This is a genomic window from Bradyrhizobium liaoningense (assembly GCF_018130785.1).
Classification (GTDB): domain Bacteria; phylum Pseudomonadota; class Alphaproteobacteria; order Rhizobiales; family Xanthobacteraceae; genus Bradyrhizobium; species Bradyrhizobium liaoningense_A.
Window position 1 is genome coordinate 940,996 of sequence record NZ_JAFCJT010000001.1, and the last position, 12,486, is coordinate 953,481.

A 12,486-nucleotide genomic window follows, 5' to 3' on the forward strand; every position below is an offset into this window, starting at 1 on the left:
GCGGCCCGCCGTGGCAATTTCGCCTGCGAATAACAAGCCGTTTGGGAGCCCTTCGCCGTATGACCTCCGTGACTGACGACCTGCCGCTGGCGGCCGATTTTCCCAAGGCGACCGTCGAAGACTGGCGCAAGCTGGTCGACGGCGTGCTGAAGGGCGCGCCGTTCGAGAAGCTGGTCGGCAAGACCTATGACGGCCTCAAGATTGATCCGCTCTATCCGCGCGCCAGGGGCGTCGCGCCCGTGGTGGGACGGCCTGCGGCCGCGCCGTGGCAGATCATGCAGCGGATCGACGATCCCGATGCGGCGCTCGCGAACGCGCAGGCGCTGACCGATCTCGAAAACGGCGCGACGGGTCTCGCGGTGGTGTTCGCCGGCGGCAGTGGCGCTCACGGGTTCGGGCTGGAACCTTCGGCGGATGCGGTCGCAAAGGTCTTCAAGGACATTCATCTCGATGCCGGCATCGGCATCGAGCTCCAGATCGGTCCGCAATCGCGGATGGCGGCGATCCACGTCGCGGAATATGTCAAGAGCCGGGGTCGCGATCCCGCCGCCTGCAACATCCGCTTCGGGCTCGATCCGCTCGCGGCCGGTGCGGTGTGGGGTCACAGCCCCTATACATGGGACGAGATCGTTCCGGCCGTCACTGGCGCGATCAAGGGTCTCGCCGCGCTCGGCTTCAAGGGACCGTTTGCTTCGGCCGACGGGCGCGTGATCCACGATGCCGGCGGCTCCGAAGTGCAGGAGCTTGCGTTCGTGCTCGCCTGCGGTGTCGCCTATCTGCGCGCGATCGAAGGCGCGGGCGTTCCGCTCGAGCAGGCGCAGGGCATGGTCTATGCGCGGCTCGCCGCGGATGCCGACCAATTCTTGACCATGGCAAAATTCCGCGCGCTGCGACTGCTGTGGGCACGCATCGAAACCGCGTGCGGGCTGACGCCGAAGCCGCTGTTCATTGCGGCCGATACGGCGTGGCGCATGCTGACGCAACGCGATCCCTACGTGAACATGTTGCGCGCGACCATCGCGACATTCGCGGCCGGACTCGCCGGCGCCAATGCGATCACCGTGCTGCCGCACACACTGGCGCTCGGGCTGCCCGATGCGTTCGCGCGGCGCGTGGCGCGCAACACGCAAGCCCTGCTGCTGGAAGAAAGCAACCTCGCCAAGGTCAGCGATCCCGCCGCCGGCGCAGGCGGCGTCGAGACACTGACCGCGCAGCTTTGCGAGGCGGCCTGGGCGCTGTTCCAGGACAGCGAGAAAGCCGGCGGCGCCTTTGCCGCGCTTCAGCAGGGCCTGTTCCAGGGCAAGGTCGCGGCTGCGCGAAAGGCGCGCGATGCCAACATCGCAAAACGCCGCGACGTGCTGACGGGCGCCAGCGAGTTTCCGAACCTGCATGAGAGCGAAACGGCGGTGCTGAAAGCAACGCCGGTCGCACTGGCACCGTACGGCGAGCCAAAATACAAGTTCGATGCGCTGCCGCCGATCCGGCTTGCGGAACCGTTTGAGGCACTGCGCGACAAATCCGATGCGGCGCTGAAGGCCCGCGGTGCGCGGCCGAAGGTGTTTCTGGCCAATCTCGGCACGCCCGCCGATTTCACGGCGCGGGCGACCTTTGCCAAGAGCTTGTTCGAGGCCGGCGGCATCCAGGCCGTCGACAGCGAGGGCTTTGCCGATCCGGCCAAATTGGCCGCCGCATTCAAGGCCTCCGGCGCCGAGCTTGCCTGCCTTTGTTCCAGCGACAAGGTTTATGCGGAACACGCCGAAGCTGCCGCCAAGGCCCTGCAAACGGCCGGTGCGCGACATATCTATCTGGCAGGCCGTCCGACTGATGCCGAGGCGGCGCTGCGTGCGGCCGGCGTCACGGGTTTTGTCTTCGCCGGAGGCGATGCGCTTGCGACACTGCAAGACGCTTACCGACGGATGGAGCAGGCATGAGCGAAGCGGGCAAACCAGTCTTCACCGGCGGCTGCCAATGCGGCGCAGTGCGCTTTGCGGTGACGGCCACGCCGAACCGGGTTTCGATCTGCCACTGCCGGATGTGCCAGAAGGCGAGCGGCGCGCCGTTCGCCTCCTTCGCCGACATCAACCGGACGGACTTCGCCTGGAGCAAGGGGCAGCCGTCGTTCTTCCGCTCCTCCTCGATCGCCGATCGCGGCTATTGCGCCGCCTGCGGCACGCCGCTGAGCTTTGGCCGCATCGACGGCGACCGGATCGAGATCATGACCGGCGCCTTCGACCGGCCCGACCAGTTGGTGCCGACCCGGCAATACGGAACCGAGTCCCGCCTCGGCTGGGTGGTCGGAATCTCCAACCTGCCGAGCCAGACCACGCAACAGAATTACGGGCCGGAGAAGATGGCGACCATCGTCAGCCATCAGCATCCGGACCATGATTGAGCGCCTATGATATGGTTGAAGCCATGAGCCGCATTCCGAACTTTGCAGACATCGCTTTCGAGCGCGCCGCCACCGCCGCGCCTTCAGGCAGCGCCGAGCCATGGCTGACGCCCGAGGGCATCCTGGTGAAGCCCGCCTATGGCGAGGCTGACCTCGCCGGGCTCGACTTCCTCGAGACCTATCCCGGCATCGCGCCCTATCTGCGCGGCCCCTACCCGACCATGTATGTCAACCAGCCCTGGACCGTCAGGCAATATGCCGGCTTCTCCACGGCGGAGGATTCCAACGCGTTCTACCGCCGCAACCTCGCGGCCGGCCAGAAGGGCCTCTCGGTCGCCTTCGATCTCGCCACCCATCGCGGCTATGACAGCGATCATCCGCGCGTCGGCGGCGACGTCGGCATGGCCGGTGTTGCCATCGATTCCATCTACGACATGCGCACGCTGTTTGCGGGCATTCCGCTCGACCAGATGAGCGTGTCCATGACCATGAACGGCGCGGTGCTGCCGATCCTCGCGCTCTATGTTGCGGCTGCGGGCGAACAGGGCGTGGCGCCGGAGAAGCTCTCAGGGACGATTCAGAACGACATTCTGAAAGAGTTCATGGTGCGCAACACCTACATCTATCCGCCCGCGCCCTCGATGCGGATCATCTCGGACATCTTCGCCTACACCTCCACGAAGATGCCGAAATACAATTCGATCTCGATCTCCGGCTATCACATGCAGGAGGCCGGCGCGACGCAGGACCTCGAGCTTGCCTATACGCTCGCCGACGGCGTCGAATATCTGCGCGCCGGACTTGCCGCAGGTCTCGACGTCGACCGCTTCGCGCCGCGCCTGTCGTTCTTCTGGGCGATCGGCATGAACTTCTTCATGGAAGTCGCCAAGCTGCGCGCGGCGCGCTTGCTCTGGGCGAAGCTGCTGAAGCCGTTCAACCCGAAAGACCCGCGCTCGCTGTCGCTGCGCACGCATAGCCAGACCTCGGGCTGGTCGCTGACCGCCCAGGACGTGTTCAACAACGTCATGCGCACGACGGTGGAGGCGATGGCGGCGACGCAAGGGCACACCCAGTCGCTGCACACAAATGCGCTCGACGAAGCGCTGGCGCTTCCGACGGACTTCTCCGCCCGCATCGCCCGCAACACGCAGCTTTTCCTCCAGCAAGAGAGCGGCACCACCCGCATCATCGATCCCTGGGGCGGCTCCTATTACGTCGAGCGGCTCACGCGCGACCTTGCGGCGAAAGCCTGGAGCCACATCCAGGAGGTCGAGGAGCTCGGCGGCATGGCGAAGGCCATCGAGGCCGGCGTACCGAAGTTGCGCATCGAGGAGGCCTCGGCCAAGACCCAGGCCCGCATCGATGCCGGCAAGCAGGCGGTGATCGGCGTCAACAAGTACAAGCCGACGGATGAGGCTGCCATCGACATCCTCAAGGTCGACAACACCAATGTCCGGCGCTTGCAGATCGACAAGCTGACGCGGCTCAAGTCCGAGCGCAGCCAGAAGGACGTCGATGCCGCGCTCGCCGCGCTGACGCGCTCGGCAGGCGAAGGCAACGGCAATCTGCTCGCGCTCGCGATCGACGCGGCACGGGCAAAAGCCACCGTCGGCGAAATTTCGGACGCGATGGAGAAGGTGTTCGGCCGGCACCGCGCCGAGATCAAGTCCATCACCGGCGTCTACAAGCGGGAGGCGTCCAGCATGGGTAACCAGGTCGAGAAGGTTCAGGCGCTGATCGACGCCTTCGAGGAGGCGGAAGGCCGCCGGCCGCGCATCCTGGTCGCCAAGATCGGCCAGGACGGCCACGACCGCGGCCAGAAGGTGATTGCCTCGGCCTTCGCCGACATTGGCTTCGACGTCGATATCGGGCCGCTGTTCGCGACCGCGGACGAGGCCGCGCGGCAGGCGGTCGAGAACGACGTCCACATCCTCGGCGTCTCCTCGCTCGCCGCGGCCCACCTCACCGCAGTGCCTGAACTCAAGGCCGCGCTGAAGAAGCAGGGCCGCGACGACATCATGATCATCGTCGGCGGCGTGGTGCCGCCGCAGGATTATGACGCGCTCTATGCGGCCGGTGCAGAAGCCATCTTCCCGCCCGGCACGGTGATCGCCGATGCAGCCGAGGAGCTGATCCGCAAGCTGAATGCGCGGCTCGGGCATAGCGAGGCGGCGGAGTAGATGCTACGCTGGCCGGATAACCGGCCGGGTTGCGTCCATGACACGTGATGAGATCATCGCTGCGATACGCAAGAACGCTGATGCCATCAAAGCCAAGGGCGTCTCGAAGCTCGCCATCCTCGGCTCCCGGGCTGGCGACGATTATCGCCCGGACAGCGACATCGATGTCCTGGTCGAGGTCGAACCGGAGGCCTCTTTCTCGCTGCTCAACCTGATCGACGTCGAGCGGATCATCGAGGATGCGACCGGCTTGCAGGCGCAGGCGACCGTCCGGCGCTCCGCCTCCCCCCACTCTGCGCAGCAGATCGCAGACGACATCCTCGAAATATTCTGACGCTCACGTAAGGAGCACTCCCCTTGAAGTTCATGATTGGTTTGAGCGTCGCCGTGGCGCTTGGCGCAACGTGCGTGATCTCCACCTTCGCGGCGGACACCAAGCCCGACGCCGTGCTCAAGACCAAGAGCATCGAGGCGCGCGTCTTCCTCGACGACGGGATCAAGGCGGATGCAATGCTCGCGGCGGATTGCCTGGCCGAAGGCAGGAAGTGGCTCGACAAGAACGCAGCCGAAGCCGCCGCCTCGCGCAAGGAGGATCCGCAATTCTTCAAGGACGGCGGTTGGGACTTCGAGCGCAAATATGCGATCCGCTCAGTGGTGGCAGAGCGTTATGTCAGCGTCCTGCGCAACGACTACATGGACACCCATGGCGCCCATCCCAATTCGGACGTGAATACGATCCTGTGGGACAAGATGGACGGCAAGCGCATCTCGATCCGCCCGTTCTTCACCGAGACCGCCGACAACGGGGCGACCATGAAGGCGATGGTGAAGGCCGTGGTCGCCTCACTGAGAGCCGAGAAGAAGAAGCGCGGCACCAGCGAGACCGCGACCGACGAGTGGTTCAAGGAGCTCGCTCCGAGCCTGCTCAAGATCGGCGCTGTGACGCTCGCGCCTTCAACCGACGCGGGCAAGAGTTCCGGGCTCACCTTCCACTATCCGCCTTACGCGGTCGGCCCTTACGCCGAGGGCGAATATGTCGCCTTCGTGCCGTGGGAAACGCTGAAGACCTATTTCACGGCGGAAGGCATACGCATCTTCGGTGGCGCGCGGCCGAAGGGCGATGCGGACGAGCCGCAGTGATGATGTTTTGAGCAGCGACACGTTGCTCACAGCGCTGTGGTAGCGCTACCTTGCAGCGGCGCCGCAAAGCCGACTAGAATGCCTTCATTGACAAGAGCGCCCGATGTCACGGGCGCCGCTGGGAGGCATTGATGTCCAAGATTTCGCGCCGCACTTTTGCGGCCTCTTCCGCCGCGATTGCCGCATCCGCAGCATTCGGTCTCACACCCGCACGCGCACAGGCCTATCCGGCGCGCCCGGTCACCGTGATCGTGCCCTGGGGCGCCGGTGGCGGCACCGACGCGACTGCGCGCATTGTCGCAGCCTTGCTGGAAAAGGATCTCGGCCAGCCCTTCAACGTCGTCAACCGCACCGGCGGTTCAGGCGTGGTCGGCCATAGCGCGATCGCGACCGCGCAGCCGGACGGCTACACGATCGGCATGCTCACCGTCGAAATCTCGATGATGCACTGGCAGGGCCTCACCGAGCTGACGCCGAAGAGCTACACGCCGCTGGCGCTGATGAACGAGGACCCGCCCGGCATCCAGGTCTCCTCGTCCTCACCCTACAAGACCGTGAAAGAGCTCGCCGAAGCGATCAAGGCGGCGCCTCCCGGCAAGTTCAAGGCGTCGGGCACCGGCCAGGGCGGCATCTGGCATCTGGCGCTGGTCGGCTGGATGCAGGCGATGGGCCTGCCCGCCAACCAGGTCGCCTGGGTGCCGTCGAACGGCGCGGCGCCCGCGATGCAGGACCTCGCCGCCGGCGGCCTCGACCTCACCACCTGCTCGGTGCCGGAGGCGCGCGCCATCATCGAGGCGGGCAAGGCGAAGAGCCTTGCCATCATGGCGCCGGCGCGCAACCCGATCTTCAAGGACGTGCCGACGCTGAAGGAGGCGATGGGTATCGACTACGCAACCGGCGCCTGGCGCGGCATCGGCGCACCGAAGAACCTGCCGCCGGAGATCGCAACGAAACTCACCGCGGCGCTGAAGAAGGTCTACGACTCCGCCGAGTTCAAGGACTTCATGAGCAATCGCGGCTTCGGCACGGTGTGGGGCGACGGCGGCGAGTTCGCAAGCTTCATGGACAAGGGCGACGCCCAGATGGGCACCGCGATGAAGGCGGCGGGTTTGTCGAAGGCTTAATTCCGCTGCTGCTCTCGCGTGAGATAAACGTGGTTGGAGTGATTGGATCGCGGACTTCCTCGCCTCTCCCCGCCTGCGGGGAGAGGCCGGATCGCATCGCAGATGCGATCCGGGTGAGGAAGGGTCTCCGCGGAACCAACTCTCACCTCCCTCGCGGCGAGCCTCCCTCACCTCAACCCTCTCCCCGCAAGCGGGGCGAGGGAGCGCACTTCCCGGAATTCTGACAGGACTTCGCCCATGCGTCTTCCCGACTCCGTCACGGGATCGTTTCTCGTCGTGCTCGGCGCTGCGGCCGCCTATGGCGGCTGGATCTTGCCGCCCGTGCCGGGGCAACCGGTCGGCCCCAACGTATTCCCGCTCGTGATCGGCATCGGGCTCGCGCTGTGTGGGCTCGCGATCGTGTTCGGCATCGGCCATTCATTCGAGGAGGAGGAAGAGCTGGTCCCGCTCGAGGACGGCCAGGTGGCTGCGCCGCCGCCGCAGAGCAAGCTCTACGGCCTGCGCGCCCTGCTGCCGCCGGCGCTTCTGCTGTTCTACGTCGCTGCCGCCGACCGGCTCGGCTTCATCATCACCGCGGCGATCATGGTCTACATCACCGCGACCGCGCTCGGGGCGAAGTGGAAGCTTGCGCTGCCGCTGGCGGCGCTGTCGCCCTTCGCCATCCACCTCATCTTCGGCAAGCTGCTGCGCGTGCCGCTGCCCGCCGGTCTGCTGCCGACGCCCTGGTGATCCCATGCTGAAAACCCTGATCGACGCGTTCGCCCTGATCTCCACCTGGGAGGTCATCATCGCGATGTTCGCAGCCTCCGTTTACGGGCTCGTCATCGGCTCGCTGCCGGGCCTGTCGGCGACGATGGCGACCGCCCTGCTCGTCCCCGTCACCTTCTACCTGTCGCCGATCGCAGCGATCGCGACCATTGTCGCGGCCTCCTCAATGGCGATCTTCTCGGGCGACATCCCCGGCGCGCTGCTGCGCATTCCCGGCACCCCCGCCTCGGCAGCCTATGCCGACGAAGCCTACGCCATGACGCGCAAGGGCCAGGCCGAGCTCGCGCTCGGGGCCGGCGTGTGGTTCTCCGCCGTCGGCGGCATCGCCGGCGTGCTGTCGCTGATGATCCTGGCGCCGCCGCTCGCCGAGATCGCGCTGTCGTTCTCGACCTTCGAATATTTCTGGCTGGCGCTGCTCGGCCTGATGTGCGCCACTTTGGTTGCGCGCTCCTCGCCGGTGAAGGCGATCGCGGGCATGTTCCTCGGCCTGCTGGTCTCGTGCATCGGCATCGAAAATCCCGGCGGCGTGCCGCGCTTCACCTTCGGGATCACCGATCTGTTCGGCGGCATCGAGCCGATCCCGGCGCTGGTCGGCGTGTTCGCGGTGGCACAGGTGATGCGCGCGATGCTGACGCCCGAGCCGCCGCCGCTGCCGCGGCGAAAATTCGGAAGCATCATGGCCGGCCAGTGGAAACTGACGAAGAAGTATCACTGGCAGATGACGCGTGGAAACATCATCGGCATCATCATCGGCGTGCTGCCCGGCGCCGGCGCCGACATGGCCGCCTGGGTCTCCTATGCGATGTCGAAACGCTTCTCCAAGGAGCCGGAGAAATTCGGCACTGGCCACGTCGAGGGCCTGGTCGAGGCCGGCGCCAGCAACAACGCCAGCATCGCCTCGGGCTGGGTGCCCTCGCTGCTGTTCGGCATCCCCGGTGACACCATCGCCGCGATCGCGATCGGCGTGCTCTACATGAAGGGCCTCAATCCCGGCCCGACGCTGTTCACCGAGAAGGCGTCGAGCATGTATGCGATCTACCTGATGTTCATCATCGCGAATATCCTGATGATCCCGCTCGGCATCGCCATGATTCGGGTCGCCGCCTACATCCTGCTGGCGCCGCGCTCAACCGTCATGCCGATCATCATGCTGTGCTGCGCGGTCGGTTCGTTCGCGATAGGCAACAACATGTTCGGCGTCGTCACCGTCGCCGCCTTCGGCGTGATCGGCTACGTGATGGAGGCCAACGGCTATCCGGTGGCCGCGATGGTGCTCGGCATCGTCATGGGCACCATGGTCGAGCAGGCCTTCGTCACCTCGCTGATCAAGTCCGACGGCAGCATCCTGCCGTTCTTCGAGCGCCCGGTCGCCGCCATCCTCGCCGCCATGGCAATCGGCGCCCTGCTCTGGCCGGTGATGGTGTGGGTCTGGCGCAAGGTGAAACCGGTGCAGGCGGCGGCAGCAACGACCCGGTGATATCGGGCGGGCGGCCCTCGCCTGCCCTGCCGGGGCGTTGTAAAGCAGGGCATGACTGAGAAGAAGGCCCCGCTCGACATCAAGACCCTCGCCAAGGAGCTTCGCGCCGGTAGCCGTGCGGCGCTGGCGCGAGCCATTACGCTGGTGGAGAGCCGGCGCGGCGACCATCAGGCGCTGGCACGCGAGCTGGTGCAGATGCTGCTGCCCGACACCGGCAAGGCGATTCGCGTCGGCATCACCGGCTCGCCTGGCGTCGGCAAGTCCACGACCATCGACGTGCTCGGCAGCTATCTGATCGAACAGGGCAACAAGGTTGCAGTGCTCGCGGTCGATCCGTCCTCGGCGCGCAGCGGCGGCTCGATCCTCGGCGACAAGACGCGGATGGCGCGGCTGTCGGGCTCCGACGACGCCTTCATCCGCCCCTCGCCATCGTCAGGCACGCTCGGCGGCGTCGCCGCCAAGACGCGCGAGGCCATGCTGTTGTGTGAGGCTGCCGGCTTCGACGTCGTGCTGGTCGAGACCGTCGGCATCGGCCAGTCCGAGACCGCCGTCTGCGACATGACCGATTTCTTCCTCGCACTGATGCTGCCGGGCGGCGGCGACGAGCTCCAGGGCATCAAGAAGGGCCTGGTCGAGCTCGCCGACATGATCGCGATCAACAAGGCCGACGGTGACAATCTCAAGCGCGCCAAGATCACCGCCGCCGACTATCGCGGCGCGCTGCATATCCTCAGCCCCCGGTCCGAGCATTGGCATCCGCCGGTCGAGACCTATTCGGCGCTGACCGGCGACGGCATCGCAAAGCTCTGGCAGAAGGTCTTGGATCACCGCAAGGCGATGAACGCATCCGGCGATTTCGCCGCGCGGCGCCGCGACCAGCAGGTGAAGTGGATGTGGTCGATGCTGGAGCAGCGCATGCTGGCGCGGCTGCGCAGCGAGGCATCGGTTCGCACGAAAGTCCGGAAGATCGAGGCTGAAGTGGCGGAAGGCCATCTCACGCCGGCACTCGCCGCCGAGCAGATCCTGGGGTTGCTGCAATGAGCGAAAAGCTTCGTATTCTCCTCACCGGCTTCGGACCGTTTCCCGGCGCGCCCCATAACCCGACCCAGCCGCTGGTGGCGCGGCTCGCGCAACTGCGCCGGCCAGCGCTCGACGATGTCGCGATCGCGAGCCACATCTTCCCGGTCACCTATGCCGCGGTCGACCGGCAATTGCCTGATGTGCTCGCGAAGGAGAAGCCGGATGCGCTGCTGATGTTCGGCCTCGCCGCGCGCACGCCTTACCTGCGCATCGAGACCCGCGCGCGCAATGCCGTCACCATGCTCTGGCCCGATGCCGCCAACACCCGTTCGAGCAAGCGCGGCATCGCCGCCAATGCGGACGCGATGACGTTCGGGCCGCACACGGCAAGGCTGCTGCGCGCCGCGCGCCTCACCGGCATCGATGCGCGATCCTCGCGCGATGCCGGTGCCTATCTCTGCAACTATCTGAGCTGGCGCGCGATCGAGAATGTAAGAGCCGGCGGGCCGCCGCTTGCGGCGTTCATCCACATTCCCCTGCTTGCCCGCAGCGGCGCGGTGCGGCGCAAGGGTGCGCCGCGGATCACGCTGGAGGAGTTGGTGGACGCGGGCGAAGCGATGCTGATGGAGCTGGTGGGCTTGGCAAGGAAGCGGCGGAACACACAGGTCCCGTAGGGTGGGCAAAGGCGCGCCTGCGCCGTGCCCACCATGCATCTGCATTGGTGGAGACAATGGTGGGCACGCCTGCGCTTCGCCCACCCTACGGCACCTCGTTTTGCGTAAACATTTAACCCTACCGCGAACAATCCTCACGCTGCCAGCCGCCCTGCGCTACCTAACTCCCGCGGACCCCCGCGTCCGTCGGAGGACGCGTCATGGACCTCAATCGCCGTCATCTCATCGGAGCTTCCACCGCAGGAATCGCGGGCGCACTCGCCATGCCGGCCGACGCCGCGCGCGCGGCGCCGCTGACGTCGCTGCTCGGCCGCGATGCCACGCAATATGGCGTGCGGCCCGGCAGCAGCGAGGATCAGACGCGCGTGCTCCAGCGCGCGATCGACGAGGCTGCGCGGGTGCAGATGCCGCTGGCGTTGCCGCCCGGCATTTATCGTTCCGGACTGTTGCGGTTGCCGAACGGTTCGCAACTGATCGGCGTGCGCGGCGCGACGAAGCTCGTCTTCACCGGCGGAGCCTCGGCGATCCAGAGCGACGGCTCCGACGCCATCGGCCTCACCGGCATCAGCTTCGACGGCGGCGGCATTGCGCTGCCGACGCGGCGCGGACTGATCCACGTCCTCGGCGGACGCGACGTCCGCATCACCGATTGCGAGATCACCGGATCCGGCGGCAGCGGCATCTGGCTGGAGCAGGTCTCTGGCGACATCTCCGGCAACATCTTTACCGGCATTGCAGTGACGGCGGTCGTCTCGTTCGACGCCAGGGGCCTCAGCGTCTCTCGCAACACCATCATCGGCACCAATGACAACGGCATCGAGATCCTGCGCACCGCGATCGGCGACGACGGCACGCTGGTCGCCGATAACCGGATCGAGAACATCAAGGCGGGCCCCGGCGGCTCCGGCCAGTACGGCAACGCCATCAACGCCTTCCGCGCCGGCAACGTGATCGTGCGCGGCAACCGCATCAGGAACTGCGATTACTCGGCCGTGCGCGGCAATTCGGCCTCGAACATCCACATATCAGGCAACAGCGTCAGCGACGTGCGCGAGGTCGCGCTCTATTCCGAGTTCGCGTTCGAGGCCGCGGTGATCGCCAACAACACGGTCGATGGTGCCGCCGTCGGCGTCTCGGTCTGCAACTTCAACGAAGGCGGCCGCATCGCGGTGGTCCAGGGCAACATCATCCGCAACCTGATCCCGAAGCGCCCGATCGGCACCGCCCCCGACGACGATGCCGGTGTCGGCATCTACATCGAGGCGGATTCATCGGTCACCGGCAACGTCATCGAAAACGCGCCGTCCTACGGCATCGTCGCTGGCTGGGGCAAATATCTGCGCGACGTCGCGATCACGGGCAACGTAATCCGCAAGGCGCTTGCCGGCGTCGGCGTCTCCGTGGTGCCGGGCGCCGGCACCGCACTCGTCAACAACAACATGATCTCGGAAACCCCGCGCGGCGCCGTGGTTGGGCTCGATCACGCCCGTGCGGTGACGTCGGATCTGTCGGCCGACGGCGCGCAGCGGTTTGCGCAGGTGGTGGTCGGTGGCAACGCCGTGCGGCGGTAAGTGTGGCTGACAACGGGGCCGCTCATCCTTCGAGGCTCGCCATGCGGTGCTCTGCACCGCAGAACTCGCACCTCAGGATGACGGGATAGCTTTAGGTTGTTTCATAGAAACTTGACAACCCAAGCACCGCCGTCATCCTG

At 66.3% G+C, this 12,486-nt stretch carries 11 protein-coding genes; all 11 read left to right on the forward strand.

What is annotated here, in order from left to right:
- Positions 1–59 precede the first annotated feature (59 nt).
- The 11 genes from JQ627_RS04160 to JQ627_RS04210 all read left to right on the forward strand — a co-directional run bounded on the left by JQ627_RS04160 (position 60) and on the right by JQ627_RS04210 (position 12,346).
- Complete coding sequence (locus JQ627_RS04160) at positions 60–1,931, forward strand: methylmalonyl-CoA mutase family protein (protein WP_212482865.1); 1,872 nt, start codon at positions 60–62, stop codon at positions 1,929–1,931.
- The gene (locus JQ627_RS04165; protein ID WP_028153540.1) at positions 1,928–2,392 is read left to right on the forward strand and encodes a GFA family protein; all 465 of its coding nucleotides are present in this window, start codon (positions 1,928–1,930) and stop codon (positions 2,390–2,392) included. Before JQ627_RS04160 ends, JQ627_RS04165 begins: the two co-directional genes overlap by 4 nt.
- Before the next feature lie 23 nt (positions 2,393–2,415).
- Complete coding sequence (scpA, locus tag JQ627_RS04170) at positions 2,416–4,572, forward strand: methylmalonyl-CoA mutase (RefSeq protein WP_212483164.1); 2,157 nt, start codon at positions 2,416–2,418, stop codon at positions 4,570–4,572.
- Positions 4,573–4,609: 37 nt separating this feature from the next.
- A complete protein-coding gene (locus JQ627_RS04175; protein ID WP_212482866.1) occupies positions 4,610–4,906 on the forward strand; it encodes a nucleotidyltransferase family protein in 297 nt (98 codons plus the stop codon).
- A 32-nt stretch (positions 4,907–4,938) separates the two neighbouring features.
- Positions 4,939–5,712, forward strand: a complete 774-nt coding sequence (locus JQ627_RS04180) for an RsiV family protein (protein WP_212483165.1) — start codon at positions 4,939–4,941, stop codon at positions 5,710–5,712.
- Between the two features lie 131 nt (positions 5,713–5,843).
- Positions 5,844–6,836 (forward strand): tripartite tricarboxylate transporter substrate binding protein, encoded by a 993-nt coding sequence (locus tag JQ627_RS04185; protein WP_212482867.1) that lies wholly within the window; start codon positions 5,844–5,846, stop codon positions 6,834–6,836.
- Positions 6,837–7,073: 237 nt separating this feature from the next.
- Positions 7,074–7,565, forward strand: a complete 492-nt coding sequence (locus JQ627_RS04190; protein WP_212482868.1) for a tripartite tricarboxylate transporter TctB family protein — start codon at positions 7,074–7,076, stop codon at positions 7,563–7,565.
- A 4-nt stretch (positions 7,566–7,569) separates the two neighbouring features.
- A complete protein-coding gene (locus JQ627_RS04195) occupies positions 7,570–9,081 on the forward strand; it encodes a tripartite tricarboxylate transporter permease (protein ID WP_212482869.1) in 1,512 nt (503 codons plus the stop codon).
- 51 nt (positions 9,082–9,132) lie between these two features.
- Entirely contained in the window at positions 9,133–10,122 is a 990-nt protein-coding gene (gene meaB, locus JQ627_RS04200) for a methylmalonyl Co-A mutase-associated GTPase MeaB (protein ID WP_212482870.1), read from the forward strand.
- Positions 10,119–10,775, forward strand: a complete 657-nt coding sequence (locus JQ627_RS04205) for a pyroglutamyl-peptidase I (protein ID WP_212482871.1) — start codon at positions 10,119–10,121, stop codon at positions 10,773–10,775. The genes meaB and JQ627_RS04205 overlap by 4 nt, the downstream gene beginning before the upstream one ends.
- A gap of 200 nt (positions 10,776–10,975) precedes the next feature.
- Positions 10,976–12,346, forward strand: coding sequence for a TIGR03808 family TAT-translocated repetitive protein (locus JQ627_RS04210; protein ID WP_212482872.1), 1,371 nt, complete (start codon positions 10,976–10,978; stop codon positions 12,344–12,346).
- Positions 12,347–12,486 lie beyond the last annotated feature (140 nt).